General features: G+C 69.6%; 19 protein-coding genes. 3 read left to right on the top strand and 16 right to left on the bottom strand.

Features of this window, described 5'->3' with window-relative positions; translation table 11 throughout:
• From LWC35_RS37075 to LWC35_RS37050, 6 genes are all read right to left on the bottom strand, one after another.
• Window positions 1-179: adenosylhomocysteinase (locus LWC35_RS37075; RefSeq protein ID WP_232875185.1), on the bottom strand; the 179-nt coding region annotated here is incomplete at its 3' end.
• 11 nt (window positions 180-190) lie between these two features.
• Window positions 191-1429: a methionine adenosyltransferase gene (gene metK / locus LWC35_RS37070; protein ID WP_232875184.1), complete on the bottom strand. Its 1239-nt coding sequence runs from the start codon at window positions 1427-1429 to the stop codon at window positions 191-193.
• Complete coding sequence (locus LWC35_RS37065; RefSeq protein WP_232875183.1) at window positions 1426-2508, bottom strand: uroporphyrinogen decarboxylase/cobalamine-independent methonine synthase family protein; 1083 nt, start codon at window positions 2506-2508, stop codon at window positions 1426-1428. The genes metK and LWC35_RS37065 overlap by 4 nt, the downstream gene beginning before the upstream one ends.
• 1 nt (window position 2509) lies before the next feature.
• On the bottom strand, window positions 2510-4003 hold the full coding sequence (locus LWC35_RS37060; protein ID WP_232875182.1) for a hypothetical protein: 1494 nt from the start codon (window positions 4001-4003) through the stop codon (window positions 2510-2512).
• The gene (locus LWC35_RS37055; protein WP_232875181.1) at window positions 3993-4991 is read right to left on the bottom strand and encodes a methylenetetrahydrofolate reductase; all 999 of its coding nucleotides are present in this window, start codon (window positions 4989-4991) and stop codon (window positions 3993-3995) included. The genes LWC35_RS37060 and LWC35_RS37055 overlap by 11 nt, the downstream gene beginning before the upstream one ends.
• On the bottom strand, window positions 4988-5443 hold the full coding sequence (locus tag LWC35_RS37050; protein ID WP_232875180.1) for a methylenetetrahydrofolate reductase C-terminal domain-containing protein: 456 nt from the start codon (window positions 5441-5443) through the stop codon (window positions 4988-4990). Before LWC35_RS37050 ends, LWC35_RS37055 begins: the two co-directional genes overlap by 4 nt.
• A gap of 547 nt (window positions 5444-5990) precedes the next feature.
• On the opposite strand from LWC35_RS37050, the gene LWC35_RS37045 reads away from it, so the two are divergent.
• On the top strand, window positions 5991-7310 hold the full coding sequence (locus tag LWC35_RS37045; protein WP_232875179.1) for a PucR family transcriptional regulator: 1320 nt from the start codon (window positions 5991-5993) through the stop codon (window positions 7308-7310).
• Entirely contained in the window at window positions 7307-9127 is a 1821-nt protein-coding gene (locus LWC35_RS37040; RefSeq protein WP_232875178.1) for a bifunctional homocysteine S-methyltransferase/methylenetetrahydrofolate reductase, read from the top strand. Before LWC35_RS37045 ends, LWC35_RS37040 begins: the two co-directional genes overlap by 4 nt.
• A gap of 9 nt (window positions 9128-9136) precedes the next feature.
• On the opposite strand, the gene LWC35_RS37035 is transcribed toward LWC35_RS37040, so the two are convergent.
• The 9 genes from LWC35_RS37035 to LWC35_RS37005 form a co-directional block, all read right to left on the bottom strand.
• Window positions 9137-9388: a hypothetical protein gene (locus LWC35_RS37035; protein WP_232875177.1), complete on the bottom strand. Its 252-nt coding sequence runs from the start codon at window positions 9386-9388 to the stop codon at window positions 9137-9139.
• 407 nt (window positions 9389-9795) lie between these two features.
• Window positions 9796-11166, bottom strand: coding sequence for an FAD-binding oxidoreductase (locus tag LWC35_RS37030; RefSeq protein WP_232875176.1), 1371 nt, complete (start codon window positions 11164-11166; stop codon window positions 9796-9798).
• A gap of 53 nt (window positions 11167-11219) precedes the next feature.
• A complete protein-coding gene (locus LWC35_RS37025) occupies window positions 11220-12695 on the bottom strand; it encodes an aldehyde dehydrogenase family protein (protein ID WP_232875175.1) in 1476 nt (491 codons plus the stop codon).
• A 47-nt stretch (window positions 12696-12742) separates the two neighbouring features.
• Window positions 12743-12946, bottom strand: coding sequence for a hypothetical protein (locus tag LWC35_RS37020; protein WP_232875174.1), 204 nt, complete (start codon window positions 12944-12946; stop codon window positions 12743-12745).
• A gap of 779 nt (window positions 12947-13725) precedes the next feature.
• Window positions 13726-14310 (bottom strand): DUF5753 domain-containing protein, encoded by a 585-nt coding sequence (locus LWC35_RS37015; RefSeq protein WP_269805446.1) that lies wholly within the window; start codon window positions 14308-14310, stop codon window positions 13726-13728.
• 83 nt (window positions 14311-14393) lie between these two features.
• Window positions 14394-14567, bottom strand: a complete 174-nt coding sequence (locus tag LWC35_RS41190) for a helix-turn-helix domain-containing protein (protein ID WP_372463167.1) — start codon at window positions 14565-14567, stop codon at window positions 14394-14396.
• Window positions 14568-14589: 22 nt separating this feature from the next.
• On the bottom strand, window positions 14590-14967 hold the full coding sequence (locus LWC35_RS37010) for a DUF6879 family protein (protein ID WP_372463168.1): 378 nt from the start codon (window positions 14965-14967) through the stop codon (window positions 14590-14592).
• Window positions 14865-15140, bottom strand: a complete 276-nt coding sequence (locus LWC35_RS41185) for a DUF6879 family protein (protein ID WP_372463166.1) — start codon at window positions 15138-15140, stop codon at window positions 14865-14867. The genes LWC35_RS37010 and LWC35_RS41185 overlap by 103 nt, the downstream gene beginning before the upstream one ends.
• An 84-nt stretch (window positions 15141-15224) precedes the next feature.
• Window positions 15225-15458 (bottom strand): hypothetical protein, encoded by a 234-nt coding sequence (locus LWC35_RS37005; protein WP_232875171.1) that lies wholly within the window; start codon window positions 15456-15458, stop codon window positions 15225-15227.
• A 299-nt stretch (window positions 15459-15757) separates the two neighbouring features.
• Between LWC35_RS37005 and LWC35_RS37000 the strand changes: the two genes are divergently transcribed.
• Window positions 15758-16435, top strand: a complete 678-nt coding sequence (locus tag LWC35_RS37000) for a hypothetical protein (RefSeq protein WP_232875170.1) — start codon at window positions 15758-15760, stop codon at window positions 16433-16435.
• A gap of 144 nt (window positions 16436-16579) precedes the next feature.
• On the opposite strand, the gene LWC35_RS36995 is transcribed toward LWC35_RS37000, so the two are convergent.
• The coding region (locus LWC35_RS36995; protein ID WP_232875169.1) for an FCD domain-containing protein at window positions 16580-16849 on the bottom strand (270 nt) is incomplete at its 5' end.

The following is a 16849-nucleotide window of genomic DNA, read 5'->3' as shown; positions in this document are numbered from 1 at the left end:
CCGTGCAGCGGCTTGGCCTCGGCGTACTCGCGGCGCAGCGCCATCAGACCCGGCATCTCGTTCTCGGCGAGCCGGATCTCCTTGCGGCCGAACTCGTGCAGGCCCAGGTCGGCGACGGCGAAGTCGACGCCGTTGCGCTCCTGATGGAATGCGGGAGAGGGTGTGTCGAGGACTGTCATCATCGTTCCTCTCAGGCCGAGGCGGGGGCGGCGTCCGCACCGAGGGCCGCCGCCTCGCGCAGGGCCGTGGCCCGGTTGGTGCGCTCCCAGGGCAGATCGACGTCGGTCCGTCCGAAGTGGCCGTACGCCGAGGTGGGCGCGTAGATCGGCCGGTGGAGGTACAGCTGCCTGCGCAAGGCGGCCGGGCGAAGGTCGAAGTGCTCGGCGACCAGCTTCTCGATCAGTCGACGGTCGACGCGTTCGGTGCCGAACGTCTCGACCATGACGGAGACCGGGCGGGCCACCCCGATGGCATAGGCGACTTGGACCTCCGCCCGACGGGCCAGCCCGGCCGCGACGACGTTCTTCGCGACGTAGCGGGCCGCGTAGGCCGCCGACCGGTCCACCTTCGACGGGTCCTTGCCGGAGAAGGCGCCACCGCCGTGGCGTGCGAAGCCCCCATAGGTATCGATGATGATCTTGCGGCCGGTGAGGCCCGCGTCGCCGACCGGGCCACCGATGACGAAGCGACCGGTCGGGTTGACCAGCAGGTCGGCCCGCAGCGCGTCGGCGTCGTAGAGCTCGGCCGGCAGCTCGGTGGTGACGACGTGGTTCCACAGGTCGTCACGGATCTGCTCGGTCGTCGCGCCCTCGGCGTGCTGGGTCGAGATCAGCACCCGCTCCACCGCGACCGGGACGCTGTCGACGTAACGCACCGACACCTGGGTCTTGCCGTCCGGACGTAAATAGCTCAAGGTCGAGTCCTTGCGCACCGCGGCGAGCCGGCGTGCGAGCCGATGCGCCAGCGCGATCGGCATCGGCATCAGTTCGGGGGTCTCGTCGGTCGCGTAGCCGAACATCATCCCCTGGTCGCCGGCGCCCGCACGGTCGAACTCGTCGTCGGATCGGCAGTCGCGGTGCTCGTGGGCCTCGTCGACGCCCTGCGCAATGTCCGGAGACTGCTTGTCGAGCGCTACGAGCACCGCGCAGCTGTGCCCGTCGAAGCCGTAGGCGCCGTCGTCGTAGCCGATCCGGTTGACGGTGTCGCGCACGATCTGGGTGTAGTCCAGGTGATGCGGCGTCGTGATCTCCCCGGCCAGCACGACCATGCCGGTGGTGACCAGCGTTTCGCACGCCACCCGGGAGTAGGGATCGGCGGTGAGGGCCGCGTCGAGCACGGCGTCCGAGATCGCGTCGGCGATCTTGTCGGGATGACCCTCGGTCACCGATTCGGAGGTGAACAGGAACTCATGGGGACCGGAACGGGTCATCGGGGCTCTCCTTGGGCGGACGGTGCCGGGGTCTCGGTGGGGCGAATGGATGGCTCGGTGTCGGCGTGGACGAGGGACTGCCGGACCATCGCGGCTCCGGTAACCATCGCGGTCAGCTTGGCCTGCGCGACCGCTCCGGTCAGGTTGCGCAACCCGCAGTCGGGATTGATCACCAGTCGGTCGGCCGGCACGAACTCGAGCGCACGGCGGATTCGGGTGGCGATCAGGTCGGCGCTCTCGACCTGATCACTCTTGACATCGACCACGCCCACGCCGAGACCGCGGTTCCATCCGTGCTTCTCGATGACCGGCAGATCGTCGTAGCCCTTGCGGGCGAACTCCAGCACTAGATGGTCGATCCGCGCGTCGAGCACGGCAGGGAAGAGGAAGTCGTAGTGGGTCTCCCAGGACGGGCGGGCGTAGCGGTTGCCGTAGCAGACGTGTAGCCCCCAGCTGACCGGCACTCCGTCGATGACGACGTTGATCGCCTCGACGGCCGTGGCGACGTCGTGCGGGTAGCCGGCGAGGAACGGCTCGTCGATCTGTAGCAGGACGGCTCCGCGCTCGGCAAGTGCGTGCGCCTCGGCGTTGAGGATCCGGGCGATCGCCAGGACCAGCTCGCGGCCATCGCGGTAGGCCTCGTTGCGCAGCCGCCGCGACAGCGAGAACGGCCCGGTGAAGGAGAACTTGATCGGTCGGTCGGTCTGCGACGCGGTGAACGCGTAGTCGTCCGCCAGTCCGAGCTGCGCGCCGTCCGGCGCCGCCAAAGCGGCGGTCAGTCGGGCGTCGTAGTAGTCGAAGTAGAAGTCCTTCGCGGTCTCGGCGATCGTGACCCCGGGGATCTGCGCCAGGAAGTAGTCGATGTCGTTGTCGCGGCGCAGCTCGCCGTCGGAAAGGATGTCGATGCCGGCCAGGACCTGGTCGTGCAGTGCCGCCTTGATGGCCATCTCGTGCACGTCACGCAGTTGGGCGGCGCTCATCCGCCCGCGGAAGAAGTCGGTCTTCAACCGCTCCATCCACTCGGGCACCGGGTAGGAACCGACGACCGCGGTCGGCAGCAGCGGCAGTGTTCTCGCCATCTCAGTCCCTCGCTTGCGCGGTCATCGTCACGACGTTCCCACCGGTCCGATGCCGGAACTTCTCGTACTGCACGTCGAAGCCCCGACGACGCCCCACGTGGGCCAGCAGCGGACCGTTGATCCAGTTCACCACCGAGCCCTCGTACTTGCCGGGACCCCGGAACCTAGTGCGGCAGCCGTCGATCTCGGTGACGAACAGGTCGTGGCAGACCAACTTCCCGAACGGGTGCAACAGCATCAGGCTGTCGACGAAGCTCGCGAGCGCCCCGTTGTTCACGTGCATCCGGACATCTGCACCCGACTCCAGGAGCGGCCGCAGCAGCTCACCGGTCAATGCCGGCACCCCGTTGCGCGGGGGCGCCAGCCGATAGGTGTCCAGGCCCGCGAGCGGGACATAGCGTTCCTCGATGCGCAGCGCCGCCCAGATCCGACGCCAGAACTCCACCGCGGCGTCGACGTCGGGGAAGCGCCCTGGCGCGGCCTCGGCCAGCAGCGTCGGGCCCAGCCGCAACAGCTTGTGCACCAACGCGGGCAGCTCCAGGGTCGACGCGGAGACCGACTCGGCAAGCTCGGCCGCGGTGTCGGCCGGCAGATAGGCCCGGGTCTCCACCCGGTAGGTGCGACCGCCGAGGTGTGCGACCTCGTCGGTCGGCAGGTTGTCGTAGACGTTGGAGATGTAGACCAGGAAGACCTTGTACTGCAGGAATGCCAGGGCCGTGCGGGGGTGCGTCGCGTCGAGCGCGAACGAGCTGACTCGCTCGATGTGGTCGGCCACGGTCTCCCGGGCCAGGTCCAGGACATGGGCGGAGTAGTCACACATCAGGTAATGCAGGCGGCCGTAGTAGCCGCGACCGTGCGCCATGTCACGATCCCGGAACTCGTCCAGGAACACCTTGGCCTGACTGCCGTTGCCCACCCCGATCTCCACCACGTAGAGTTCGTCGGGCAATGCGCCCAGTGCGGCGAGCCGGTCCCACGAGGCGAAGAGGTCGTCGATGAGTTCGCCGGCGGCGTCGCGGTTGCGGGCGTCACTCTCCCCGCCGGGCAACGCCTGTTCATAGCCGCGGCCGGTGGCCTTCTCCCAGAGGTCCAGCGCCGTCCAGTACAGGGTGTTGAAGTCCCAGATGCAGCTGCGGGTGCCGGGGCCCCAGTCCTCGAGCGTCACCCGCTCCGGGGCTCCGCCGAGCGCGGCCGCGGCCAGCTCCTTGAGCTCGACGTCGCCGCTGCGCCGGACATCGACGGCGACCTCCAAGTCGTCATCGCGGACCCCCAACGGCACCGGACCGGACGGTTGCCCGGCGGAGTGCAGGATCGGCCGGACGTCGACGACGTCGCGGAAGTTGCCCCGGTACTGCACCCAGTCGCAGACCACCCGCACCCTGGACAGGTCGGCGTCGCTCTCGGCCAGCGCCTCGATGACCGGGACGACACAGGCACCGACGTCCACCGGTACTTTGCCACGCAGCCGAGAATGCGGTCGGAAGTCAACGAGCATGGCGATCGCCCTCCAGTGAGACGACGGACGTGGCAAGCGGCGTTCCTCCGACGGCTGCGGGAGCGCTCCGGTGGGGGGAGATCCCGGCGCGCTCGAGGATCTCGGGGATGCCGTGCTCGAACCCGAACGCCATCAGGTGTACACCGGCCACACCGGCGGTCGCGCGCAGCTCCTGCACCGTCTCGACGCACAGCCGCACGCCCTCCTCGGCGACCCGGTCGGCGGGCACGCCGCGCAGCCGCCGCACCACGTCCTCGGGCACCGCGACTCCCGGCACACGGGAGCGCAGGATCTCCAGCATCTGCAGCGAGCGGATCGGGCCCACGCCGGCGATCACTGCACACCGCTCCAGGATGCCGAGATCGGCCAGGTCCCCCAGCCAGCGCCGGAAGACGCGGACGTCGAAGACGTACTGCGTCTGCACGAAGTCCGCACCCGCCGCGACCTTCTTGGCCAGCCTCCGCCCCCGCAGAGAGATCGGCGGGGCGAACGGGTTCTCCACCGAGCCGATGAGCCAGGACGGTCGCACGGCGATGTCCTGGCCGGACATCAGGACCCCGTCGTCGCGCAGCGTGCGCGCCAGCCAGGTCGCTTGCACGCCGTCGAGATCGAACACCGGCTTCGCCTCGGGATGGTCGCCGAGATGGGGGTGGTCGCCGGTGAGGAGCAGGACGTTGGGGATCTCGAGCGCACCTGCGGCCAGCAGGTCCGACTGCAGTGCGATCCGGTTCCTGTCCCGGCACGTCAGCTGCATCACCGGTTCCAGCCCGGCCCGCTGGGCGAGCACGCACGCGCCGATGCTGGCCATCCGCACGTTGGCGCCCTGGTTGTCGGTCAGGTTCACCGCGTCCACCCAGCCCCGCAGCTGAGCGGCCTTGCGCTCGACGGCGCCGGCATCGGCCCCGCGCGGGGGGCCGAGCTCTGCAGTGACCACGAACCGGCCGGCCTGCAGCGCGTGCCGCAACCGCCCCGGAGCCTCGACGGTCATCGCGGGACCAGTCCGAGATCGCGGTGCAGCAGCGGTCCGGGCCCCGGTGTCGTCGCATCGGTCCACAGTGCTTCGTCGCGGCCCTGCCAGTAGTTCACCCAGGAGCTGCGCCCCTGTTCGCGATGGTCGACCGGCCGCTGCAGCAGATCGAGGTCGCGTCGGTGGCCCGCACCCGTGGAACGTTCGTCGGCCATGACCCAGATGCACCGCAACGTGGGGTACACCTCACAGGCCCCGTCGCTGCCCACTCCGCCGCACGGACCGTTGCGCAGCTGTTTCGGGCAGGTCATGGGACAGGCGTAGCCGGTTGCCGGCATGGCGCACTGGCCGCACATCCTGCACCCGAACAAGGACTCCTTGCTCATTCGCTCTGCGGTGGTGAACCACCGGTACAGCCCCGGACGACCTTCCACGAAGCGTGCCAGCCTCGCATAGAAGCGGGTCCGCGCCATGGCGGAGTGCGCACGATAGGCCGCCCGAGCCCCGATCTTCGGCGAGAATGGCAGCGGTCGAGAGGAAATCAGTGGAGCACGAGTCCTCGACATGGGCTTTCACCTCGACGTTGTAAGGGTGCTGCGGAGAAGGGTTCCGGTCGTTCGCCAATAGCATGCCAAGGCTCTCGACCCCTGTCATCGGCTCGTGGCCCAACCCGACCGGCCTTCGATTGTTACCCTCGACAACGACCGAGCCGACGGCCCCGGGATGCGAGCGGCCCCTGTTGCCACGATGCCGGCGCATCTCGCGGCCACAGCCCGAGCTGCCCGTCTCCACCCTGTTTCGGACGCCACCCGCTCGACCGCGGCGGGGCCCGGTCAGGGCCACTTCTCGTCGACCCCCGGCGCGGGCGCGGTCGTCGACGGAGCCATCCCGGCCGATCGGGCCGGGCCGGATGTCGCGGACCACAATGGTGCCGCGTCGCCGCTTGTGTCCTTCCATAACGTGGACCGCGGCCCGCGGGAAATCGTTGCCCACGCCGGCGTGCGACTCTACGGTCGAGACATGGTCGCCGCCGATTCTCGCGCGAGTGAGGTGGCGACGGTCCACGCCCGCAGACGAATTGCCCAGGAAATCACCGCCGACGAAGTCAGAAGGCTGAGAAAACTCGTCGCGAGGTGCAGCCACCTTTCGGCCGCGGCGGCACAACAGACCGAGATCGGCGATGTCGTGCAGTTACTGGCTACGCAGACCGCTTCGGTGATCGCCGTGCTCGACCGCAGCCTGGACATCTTTGCCTCCGCTGGCGGCACGGATCCGGCGGCGGTCTTCACCGCGATGCGTGAACGTGCGGGACCGGCGGGCTTCAGCAGCATGCTGGCGGCCGTCGCGCACAACCGCCGAGCGCTCACCGTTCCCGGTGGTGACCGGGGCACGTCGGTCGTCGTCGCACCCGTGTCGGTCGGCGACGACATCGCCGGCTACCTCGTCGCCATCAGCGATGACGACCGTCTCGGCGAGGACATGATGCTGCTCGCCGGCGAGCATGCCGCAATGCTCTGTGGCGTGCTCCTCGGGCGAGATCTCGTCGTCACAGCGGCAGCCGGCCGGGCGCGCCGCGAGCTCGTGGAGGGGCTGCTACTCGCCCGTGGCCACGACGACGGCGAGGCGTCCCGATCGGCACAGCATCTCGGCTACGACGAGAGTCGTGACCATGCCGTCGTCGCCATCGCGCTGAGCGAGGACGGCTCGGCGGGCCAGCACGCGGTTGTGGAGAAGCTCCTCGCCCGGCTCGTGGGGGATGCGATCGTCGCCTCCCGGACCGACGAAGTCGTCGCGATCATCCCGTCTGTGGGAGGAGCCGGCGCGGTCGAGCGGGCCGCCGACGTCGCGATCCGGTGCGTGGCAGAGCTGCAGCAGCGAGCCGTGGCCGTGGGCGCCGTCGGCGTCGGCGTCGGCAACAACTGTCGCAGCCCGGCAGACATCGCGCGGTCGTACTCCGAAGCGCAACGCGCCGTGGCAGCGGGCGAGCGGATCGGTACTCCGGGACAGGTCCAGCTGTTCGCCGAGCTCGGCATCCACCGGCTCCTCCTTCGGATTCAAGACGTCGGCGAACTCCGGGCATTCGGCGAGGAGGTTGTCGGCAAGCTTCTCGAGGAGGACGCCGCGACCGGTATGCAGTACCTCCCGACTCTTGCCGTCTACTTCGCGGAGAACAGCAGCCCGAGCAAGGCTGCGCAGCGACTGCACGTCCATCCGAACACCGTGAGCTACCGCATCCGCCGGGTCGAGGAGATCACCCTGCTCCGGCTCGATGTACATCGGGACAGGCTGATGGCCGAGGTCGCGGTGCAGATACTCGAGGTGCTGAGGAGTCGACGATGAAGGGCCGGGCCGAGCGCGACGTCCGGGCACGGCTGACGACGGATGTCTTGGTCTGTGACGGTGCGATGGGGACGATGTTGCACGCGGCCGGCAACGCGCTCGACCAGTCGCTGCCCGCCCTGTCGCTATCGGACCCCGATCTTGTCCGTGCGGTCCACACCAGCTACGTCGATGCGGGCGTCGACATGATCCAGACCAACACCTTCGGCGCGAGCCGCCTGCGCCTGGACGAGTACGGGCTCGCCGAGCTAACGCCGGAGATCAATCGCAGAGCAGTCCAGCTGGCCCGGGATGCGGCGCAGTGCGGACGGCCAGTGCTGGTCGCCGGATCCGTGTCCCCGGCGGTCAGCGTCCAGCAGCGCAGACGCACGAGCAGCAGCGACCGGCTCGCTGCGTTGGACGAACAGATCACTGCGCTCGTCGAGGCCGACGTCGACCTCATCATCCTCGAGACCTTCGGCTACCTCGACGAGCTCGTCGAAGCGGTCGACCTGGCGGTGCGGACCGACGTGCCCATCATCGCGCAGGCCACCTTCGGCCACGACCATCGGATGCTCAGCGGCCACTCGCCACAAGAGATGACGGAGGCCCTGAGTGGAATGCCAATCGCCGCAGTGGGGACGAACTGCACGCTCGGGCCCCAGGGCCTGCTCAGCGTCGTCCGCGGGATGCGGGAGCACACCGATCTCATCCTGACCGGCCAGCCCAACGCCGGGCTCCCTCGACGCGTCGGACCCGCACGGTTCGAGTACGACATCGACTCCGCGTACTTCGTGCGCTACGTCGGCCAGCTGCTCGAGCTGGGTGTGTCCCTCGTCGGTGGTTGCTGCGGGACCACCCCGAGCCAGCTCGGCGCGGTCGTCGAGGTCGTCAAGGAACATCGTGAGCGGGCCGCCTCGCGGGCGCGCGCCGTGCACGCCTCGCCCTCTGTCACCCTCACGACCATGCGGCGCGGCCGCGTACCGTTGGCCGACTCGACGTCGCCCGTCGTGGTCGAGCTGAGCCCGGAGCTCGCGGGCGGTGTCGACGAGTCCGAGGACCTCGCCCGCCAACTGGCCCAGTCCGGCATCGAGATGGTGTCCGTCGCCGCGGGCACCGGCCTCCGCGCCCAGATGGATCCGATCAACCTCGCCGTCCACCTCACACAGCGACTCGGCATCGAGACGATGGCGACGGTCACCACATGGGACCGCACCATCATGGCGTTGCAGGCCGACCTGCTCGGGGCACACGCCCTCGGACTCCGGCGGGTGATCTCCGAGACCGGCAGCCCCCCGCTCCTGGGCGACTATCCCCACGTGGACGGGATCTGGGACGTCGATTCCGTCGGACTCATCGAACTACTGGTCGGGCTGAACAACGGCCGGGACTCCTACGGTCTGTCCCTCCCGACGAAGACGGCGTTCGAGATCGGGGCACGGATCAACCCGGGCCACCATGACGTCGATCTGGAAGCGGCCCGGGCACGGGCGAAGATCGCGGCCGGAGCACACTTCCTGATCACGCGACCGGTGTACGAGGTCGACGGGCTGCAGCGACTGCTCGACCTGATCGGCGACGAGCGACCGCCCGTTCTCGCCGCGTTGCGCCCCCTCGCGGGATTCGAGGAGGCGGAGTACCTGGCGCACGAGGTGCCCGACGTCCACATTCCGGCGACCGTGCGAGCGGCGCTGGAGCGAGCGGGCTCGGCCGGGTCCACGGCGGGTCTCGACCTGGCGGTCGAGCTGGCGACGCAGGTCAGGTACTTCACCGAAGGCCTGTTCCTCATCCCGACCACCGACCCGGTCACAACGGTCCGGCTGCTCGCCGCGATCTGACGGCGCCGGTCAGCGACTCGGGCCTTCGCTGTGTCCGGCTTCCACCATCGCGCGGGCGACGACCGGCTGCAGCGCCGCCGGCAGCGCGGCGCTGGAGCAGCGCAGGTGCGCCACGGTCCGTTGGAGGCCGGCCACCATTTCGCGCAGCGAGGCGAGCTCAGCCTCCAGGTCGGCCACCCGCGCCATCTCGAATTCCAGATGGGCCCAGCCCGTTCCCTCGACGCGTATGTGCTCGAACGCGGGAGTGCTGGTGCTGTCCATGACTGTCCCTCCCCTCATCCGGAGACCCACAGCCACCGTAGGTTCGCCGTTGCCGGGAGCCAATGTGCCCGACCGCTACGTTCGCCTCGCTGCGCTGTGGAAGGCAACAACCGGGCGGGAGGACTCCACCGGCTCCGGCGGGCCTGCTACGTCGCCTGGCCGGCCACACCGGGCCCCGGGCGGCGTCGGTCTGCGCGACGCGGCGGCAGATTGCATGGCCCGCCCGCCCACTCCAGGCGCTCGGCATGCATCGCCCGGGTGGCCGAGCCGCTGCGGGACCGCCCCGGCCGGGCGGCCGGCGCACCGACCCGACGCGGCCCGGCTCGCCCCGGCGGGGCCCGGGCAGTACCGGGCGCTGCGCGCCGGTGATCCGCCGAGGGCGCGCCGGACCTGATCGGCCCAGGTCCTCACGGGCGGATGTTGCGGTTGTTGCGGAAGACGTTGTCGGGGTCGTAGGCGCGTTTAACTGCCCGCAGCCGGTCGTAGTGCGGGCCGAACGCCACGCGGACCGCCTCGTCGTCGTCGCGGCTGAGGTAGTTGACGTAGGTCGCCGGGTTGCTGACCGGCTCGATGGCCGCGGCGGCCCGGTGCACCCAGTCCGTCGCGCCGTGCACCGGGTGCGGCCCGGCCCAGGACGCGATCGCGCTGTAGAGCAGATGCCCGGGTGTGCGAGTCAGCGGTGTGCTGCCGTCGGGCACCCGGCACAACGCGCCGTGCATGTAGTGCAGCAGGTAGATCGTGCAGTCCTGCGGCATTCGCCGGTCGACGAGGTCGGTGAGGGTGTCGGTGACGGCGTCCCCGAGTGCGGCGAGCTCGCCACCCCGCCAGAACATGGTGTCGAAGTGTCGGTTGGGCGTCTGGTTGATGAACTCCGCGTAGGTCTGGGTGCGGACGTCGTCGAACACCGGCGGGCTGAAGCCCCGGATCCGCCGGACCATCGTGTCCGCGCCAGCCGCATCACCCGACCAGCACATCCGCAGGAATGCGGCCGGCTCGGGGGACGCCCAGATCGCGGCGGCGACGTCGAGTTCGTCCGGGCTGTCGGCGAGGAGCTCGTCGAGGAACCGCAGGAACGGTCCCGGCTCGGTCCGATACACCACCATCCCGGCGACGATGGGGTCGAGGGCCGGCAGCGCGAAGGTGAACCCGGTGACCACGCCGAAGTTGCCGCCGCCGCCGCGGAGCGCCCAGAACAGCTCCGGCTCGTGCTCGGCGTCGGCGCGCACGAACCGCCCGTGCGCGGTGACCACGTCGACGGCGAGTACCGTGTCGACGGTCGCGCCGTGCGAGCCGCACAGCCAGCCGATCCCCCCACCCAGGGTGATCCCGCCGAGACCGACGCCCGGGTTCATGCCCAGCACGGGCGCCCGGCCGGAGGATGCGGCCGCGGACACCAGCGCCCCGGAGCGGGCCCCGGCTCCGGCCCGGGCGATGCCGGTCGCAGGATCGACCCGGACCGCGCTCAGCATCGACAGATCCAGCAGCACCCCCGACGACGGGCTGGACGCGCCGAGAACGTCGTGTCCACCGGAGCGCACGGACACCTCCAGGCCCGAGGTCAGCGCGAACTCCAGGGTCCGTGCGATGTCGTCGGTGCTCTCCGGTAGCACAACGACGGCCGGGCGGCGGTCGTCGCCGACCGGGGTGGTCCCCGCGCCGCGCCGGGCCGCGGCGTAGCCGGGGTCCTGCGGAACGTACGCGGTGCCGCTCAGCTGCTCGCGCAGGCCCGTGGCAGAGCACAGCGCGGACGCGAGCGCGGCCTTTTTCGATGTCGGCATCGTCGTTGCCGCCTCTCGGTTGGTGGGGCCGGGCCCGTGCGATCGTGCCGCGTTCAGTACAGGCGGGCGATCACGGATTTCGTCTCCAGATAGGCCTCGACGCCCTGCAGACCGCCCTCGCGGCCCCATCCGGACTCCTTGTAGCCACCGAAGGGCATCGTGAAGTCCTGCGGACGGCCGGTGTTGATCCAGAAGGTGCCGGCACGTACCGCCCGTGCGACGGTGTGCGCGGTCGCCAGCGAGCGTGTGTATACAGACCCGCCGAGGCCGTAGGGGGAATCGTTGGCCTGCGCGATCGCCCAGTCGAGGTCGTCGAACGGCATGGCCGACAGGACCGGGCCGAAGATCTCCTCGCGCACGACCTTCGCGCCCGCGGGGACGTCGGCGAGCACGGTGGGTTCCACGAAGAACCCGGTGTCCCCGACGCGGGAGCCGCCCGTGGTGACCCGGGCCCCCTCGGCCACACCACTGTCGATGTAGCCGAGCACCCGGTCGAGCTGACGCCGGGAGATGACTGGCCCCATCTGGGTGCCCTCGGCCATGCCGTTGCCGACGACCAGCTTCGACGCGGCCTCGGAAACGGCGTCGACCAACCGGTCGTAGATGCCGCGTTGGGCGTAAAGCCGTGATCCGGCGATGCACGCCTGGCCCGAGTTGCTCATGATCCCGGTGAGAACGCCGGGGACCGCCAGCTCGAGGTCCGCATCGTCCATCACGATGACCGGTGACTTGCCGCCGAGTTCCAGGGACAGTCGCTTGAAGTTCCCTGCGGCGGCCCTGACCAGGGTTCGGCCGGTCGCTGTCGACCCGGTGAAGCTGATCTTGTCGACGTCCGGGTGGTCGGCAAGTGCCTGCCCGGTGACCGTGCCGAGCCCGGTCACCATGTTCACCACGCCGCGCGGCACACCCGCCTCGACCGCGATCCGGACCAGAGCGGCCGTGTTCAGCGACGTGTCCTCCGCAGGCTTGAGCACGATCGCGCATCCGGCCGCGAGCGCCGGGGCGAGCTTGTGACATGCCAGCATGAACGGGCCGTTCCACGGCACGATCAGGGCAGCGACGCCGACGGGCTCCTTGACGGTGAACGCGTGGTACGCCTCGCCCGGGGCCACTTCACCTGTCTCGCCGCGGATCTTCCCGACCCAGCCGCCGTAGTACCGGAACGCCTGCGCGCCGTTCTGGATCGTCCGCAGCGCTCCGGCCAGCGGCATCCCGTTCTCCCGGACCTCCGCTACCGCCAGCTCCTCTGCCGCGGCGTCGATGCGGTCGGCGATGTCGAACATGATCTCGGCGCGGCGGGGGTAGGGCAACCGGGTCCAGCGTCGCTCGTCGAACGCGGCCCGTGCGGAGCGCACGGCGGCGGTGACGTCCGCGGCGTCCGCCGCGCTGACGTCGCCGACATGCTCGCCGGTCGCGGGGTCGATGCTGGCGAATGTCTCACCGGAGCCGGCGGCCCGCCAGTCTCCGTCGATGAACAGAGTCGACGGGGCGCCGCTAGCGCCGGCGGCCGGGACGATAGTGTTCTGCATGGTCAGCCTCGCTCTCGTCCGAGGGTGCCGGTCCGGCCGGAGCAGCCTCATGTAGTGGTGAGGGCGTCCGCGACGAACGCCAGGTGGCCGGAATGCCAGTGGCTCTCCGAGTAGATCGGGAGGTCGAGCCGCTGGTACGGCTCGTGCTGCTCGTCGAGGCCGGCCACAAGGGCAGGTCGGCGGCGCCGCCGGCTTGTTGGATCGGGGTGGGCGGCGAAGTTCACGAGGTAGTGGCCGATCAAGGCGGCCATCTCGCGGGCGTCGCGGACGAGGTGCCTCCGCTCGTCCAGAAAGGTCCCGGCCTCGTCCGCGTGCGTCGCTGGCTGCCGGGTATCGCCGTGGCGGTAGCTGTAGACGTAACGGTGGGGCGTGCGAACGCACGGGCGGGCCGGTCGGTCGGGTGGTGCACTGATACGTCGCCGTAGGCCTCGACCTCGGCCTCCGAGCCCGCCGGGTAGCGGACCGCGGCCTAGTCGGCACGGGGGTCGAACGTCGCCCGCGAAGTAGTCGGTGTGGTCGCCGAGCGAGGAGGCCTTCATCCTAGGACGAAGAAGCGAACCTCGTACGCGAAGGACATAAGGGAACTCCCTTCGTCACGGGGACCAGATCGCTCCGGCCGACCGGGGCGTTCGGCGGGCCGGGCAACCGGCCTACCGGCACCGGAATGCGCACTGCGCGGTTCAACACGCTCGCGGAGCTGGGCCACGGAGCCGGGTGCCGGACACGAACCGGAGGGTGTGGTGATCGGCCGACTCGACCCGGGCGTCGCCGACGTGTTCCCGGTCGTCGACGACGTGTCTGAAGGTCGTGCCGGGTGTGCATCGTCGCCTCCCGTTGGCCAGGGTGTCGTCGGTCGACACCGGGTGTAGGCGGCCCCGCCGCGTCGTCGGACTCATGGCAGGAGGTTCACACCCGGCCACCGCGAGCGGAAGCCCACCATTTCGTTCAGCGAAATGATCGCGGGGAAGCATAGAGCGCGGCGGGCCGCCTTGGGCTCGCCCCGGGCCGGGGAACACCAGACCAGACCAGGTTATTCACGCAGAGCAAAGCACCAGGCTGCGTGCGCTAATCGAAGATCTGAGCCTCGAGCCCTCGCGCGAGACCTTCGACGAACGCGATAAGCGCGCACCCGCTCCGGGTCGCCCTCGCGCACCTCGCCGGCCTCCAGCTCCACGATGACGATGGAATCGTCGTCGCGCCCGTCGAGATGCTCGAAGAGGTCGAAGCTCGCCCCGTAGCGACTGGGCATGTCGGTGTCGGCCGGGATCACGCCGAGCTCCACGGTCGGCAGGCGCGAGAGGTCGGCGAGGCGGCGCAGCTGCTCGGCCATGATCACCGCCCCACCCATCCGGTGCCGGAGGACAGCCTCAGTGAGCCCGACGTGCAGGTGGGTGTCGCGCTGGTAGAGCACCTTCTGGCGTTCGATCCTGCCGCGCACCGCGGCCCCGATCGCGTCCTGGTCGAGCGCGACGACGGCGTCAAGTAGGTAGCTGGTGTAGGCGGCGGTCTGCAGGAGGCCGGGGATCCATGCGTTCTGGGACACCAGGATCTCCTGGGCGCTGTGTTCCAGGTCTGCGTAGTCGCGCTGGTGGGTCTCCCAACCTCGGCCGTGCAGATCGCGCCAGGAGGACAGTTCCGAGGTCTGCCCGGCGAGCTGGCGTAGCTCGGCGGCGACGTCGGCCGGGGCGGAGGTGACCGTCAGCCAGCGCTCGATGAGGGCGGTGTCGGCGATGCGCTTGCCCGCCTCCAGCCGCTGAGGGTGGCCTGCGAGATGTCCAGCTCAGCGGCGAGCGCAGCGCCGGTCAGACCGGCGGCCCTCCGTACGCCGCGCAGTCCGGCGCCGAGCTTCTCGCGGACGAGCAGGCCGCTCAATCACATCTCCAGTCAGGGGTCGTCAGCCTTGCGCCGCAGGCACCTGCAGCGGTGGGGGAGGGCCGATGGGGGAGTCCATCCGCTGTCGCGGGATGTCACCGAGTTCGTATCGGGCCAGCGGGACGGCGCGGTCCTGCAGCATGCGGCGGATCTCGAGGAACGGGGCGACGTCGTCGACCTGCTCGGCACCGAGGAACGTGCCGTCGTGGTCGAAGAGCTGGATGAAGACGGTCTCGTCGTCGAACAGCCAGAAGTCCGGCACCCGGTCCCACTCTGCAGACAGCAGGGCCCGCTCGATCACCCGGACGTCCTCGCCGGCCCGCACGTTGTCGGGGTAGGCCGCGAACTCGAAGCGGGTGTATTCGGTGAGGGGATGTCCGACGACGCGGACGCGGCCAATCTGCGCCTTACGGGCGCGGATGTCCTCGACGGTGGCGATCCAGCGTTGTCACGGGTCTTGCGCGGCAGTGGGTCCCCTCGCAGGAACGTGGTGATGCGCTCCTCCTCGCCGGTCACCGCGTAGGTGTCGCGCCCCTCATAGCGCCAAGCGCTGTGGCGGAACGTCCCGTACATCTCTGCGAGGGTAATCATGCGATCACCGGCTCGAGCTCGATGAGGCCCTCGTTCGCGGGAACCCTGACCCCATCCAGCTCGATCTCATGGCCGTCGAGGAGGACTCAGCCGTCCCCGGTCACGGTCGTGGGCCCGCCCCCAGCTGTCCCGACCCTCGGCACGGGCGTGCCGGTCAAGCAGTTCCATCGGGAAGCGGAGCCGCCCGGCGATGGACGTGCGGTAGCCCTGCACGATCACCGAACCCTCCTCGTCGATGTAGGTCGTCGGGCAGTTCCCGCCCTCGCAACCGATCGTCTTCGCTGCGACTCGGAATCCCATGCCGCCTCCCCGAGTTGCTGAATATTCCCAGAACCCGGCATCGAGGCTACCGGCGGGTCCGACCTGCGGGAAGGTATGCCTCATCGACTCCCATCCGCACGTCGTCTCCCTTGGCGACCTGCTCGGTCGATCAAGGGGAAAGACCTGTAAGGCTCGCGTCGGTGTCGAACAACAGGGCCAGCGCGGACTTGTTCCACACAACTTTCCTCGCCTCGATATCGCTGGGCTGTTGTACGTGGCGTACGAGATTGGTAGCGCCTCGTCGTACCCTCTACGTGGAGTACTGGGAGGTGGGGATCATGACGGTGACCGCGGCTTCTGTGAGCGAGCGGTTTCTGCCGTTGTTCGACCCCGCCGAAACGGCTCCGCCCTCGGGCGCGCTCGAGGTCTACTTCGAGACGCCGGTGACGCTCGGGCTGTTGCACACCTTCTCGGAGCGGTACGCAGATCGTCCGGAACTTGCTGCGGCTGCCCGAGCCGCTCATGCTGCCGCGACGCGGGCTACTCTTCGGGCCATTGCCAGCGACGCAATGCTCAAGGTCGGCGAGCACACCGAGATCCCGGGGCGCCCGCCGATGGGCCGGTATCTACCCGGTCGGGTGCCGCTGACAGTCGTCTCGCACAGCCACGTGGGCGACCCTGGCGACATCGACCGCTTCCACGACCATGTGTTTATCGGGCGCCGCGGTATTGCTGACATCGACGGTCGGTGGTGGCCGGTGGACGTCGATGGTCTTCGCCGCGGGCTGCGCAGCTTCGCGACGCACCATACGCACCAGATCCAGCAATATCTGCAGGATGAGCTGGGGGCAAGGTGGTCCGAGCCGGAGGATCGGACTTGGATGGGGTTCCGGGAGCTGGTGCAGCCGAACCTGGCTCAGTACGTGGGGGACTTTCCGCGCCTGCTCTGCGACTACGGCTACGGCTCGCTGTCTTCAGACCGTTGGAACGTGGTCAACGTCCTCGAGCGGCTCTGACGGTCCAGGCGAAGGCGCGGCCCGAACGGGGGACCGGCCTTCGCCAGCTGTCCGAACTCGGAGCCCGCGAGGACGCGGCAGGCGAGCTTGACGGGCAGGCCGTCCCAGGTGATCACCGTGATCGCCTCGCAGCGTCTTTCGGCGCTAGTGTCCGCGAGCATTCGGTGTGGCGTGGCAATGGATGGCCGAGTCGGCCTCGAACTCGGCGAGGCGGATCATGGCGTCCCTGGCCTCGTCGGCGTCCCCGGCAGCGATCGCGATCAGGATCGCGCGGTGGCCGAGATAGTACACCTCTCGCGCGTAGCGGCTCGCGTGCGACATGACTCGGGTCGCCGAGGTCCACGAGCAGGCCAGCGTGTTGATCGCGCTCATCAGGGGGTTCTGCGCCGCCGCGGCGACCAGGGTGTGGAACTC

The sequence above is a fragment of the Pseudonocardia kujensis genome (assembly GCF_021283305.1).
Lineage (GTDB): Bacteria > Actinomycetota > Actinomycetes > Mycobacteriales > Pseudonocardiaceae > Pseudonocardia > Pseudonocardia kujensis.
Note: the sequence above shows the minus strand (reverse complement) of the source record. Positions and strands in the feature narration are given on the sequence as shown.

Bases quoted from the DNA above. Each gene is read 5' to 3' on its own strand.
- LWC35_RS37005 (WP_232875171.1), bottom strand. From the start codon at position 15,458: ATGGGATTCCGAGTCGCAGCGAAGACGATCGGTTGCGAGGGCGGGAAC.
- LWC35_RS37040 (WP_232875178.1), top strand. From the start codon at position 7,307: ATGAAGGGCCGGGCCGAGCGCGACGTCCGGGCACGGCTGACGACGGAT.
- LWC35_RS37055 (WP_232875181.1), bottom strand. From the start codon at position 4,991: ATGACCGTCGAGGCTCCGGGGCGGTTGCGGCACGCGCTGCAGGCCGGC.
- LWC35_RS37045 (WP_232875179.1), top strand. From the start codon at position 5,991: ATGGTCGCCGCCGATTCTCGCGCGAGTGAGGTGGCGACGGTCCACGCC.
- LWC35_RS41185 (WP_372463166.1), bottom strand. From the start codon at position 15,140: ATGTACGGGACGTTCCGCCACAGCGCTTGGCGCTATGAGGGGCGCGAC.
- LWC35_RS37035 (WP_232875177.1), bottom strand. From the start codon at position 9,388: ATGGACAGCACCAGCACTCCCGCGTTCGAGCACATACGCGTCGAGGGA.
- LWC35_RS37000 (WP_232875170.1), top strand. From the start codon at position 15,758: ATGACGGTGACCGCGGCTTCTGTGAGCGAGCGGTTTCTGCCGTTGTTC.
- LWC35_RS37030 (WP_232875176.1), bottom strand. From the start codon at position 11,166: ATGCCGACATCGAAAAAGGCCGCGCTCGCGTCCGCGCTGTGCTCTGCC.
- metK (WP_232875184.1), bottom strand. From the start codon at position 1,429: ATGACCCGTTCCGGTCCCCATGAGTTCCTGTTCACCTCCGAATCGGTG.
- LWC35_RS37065 (WP_232875183.1), bottom strand. From the start codon at position 2,508: ATGGCGAGAACACTGCCGCTGCTGCCGACCGCGGTCGTCGGTTCCTAC.
- LWC35_RS37050 (WP_232875180.1), bottom strand. From the start codon at position 5,443: ATGGCGCGGACCCGCTTCTATGCGAGGCTGGCACGCTTCGTGGAAGGT.
- LWC35_RS37025 (WP_232875175.1), bottom strand. From the start codon at position 12,695: ATGCAGAACACTATCGTCCCGGCCGCCGGCGCTAGCGGCGCCCCGTCG.
- LWC35_RS37020 (WP_232875174.1), bottom strand. From the start codon at position 12,946: ATGGCCGCCTTGATCGGCCACTACCTCGTGAACTTCGCCGCCCACCCC.
- LWC35_RS37060 (WP_232875182.1), bottom strand. From the start codon at position 4,003: ATGCTCGTTGACTTCCGACCGCATTCTCGGCTGCGTGGCAAAGTACCG.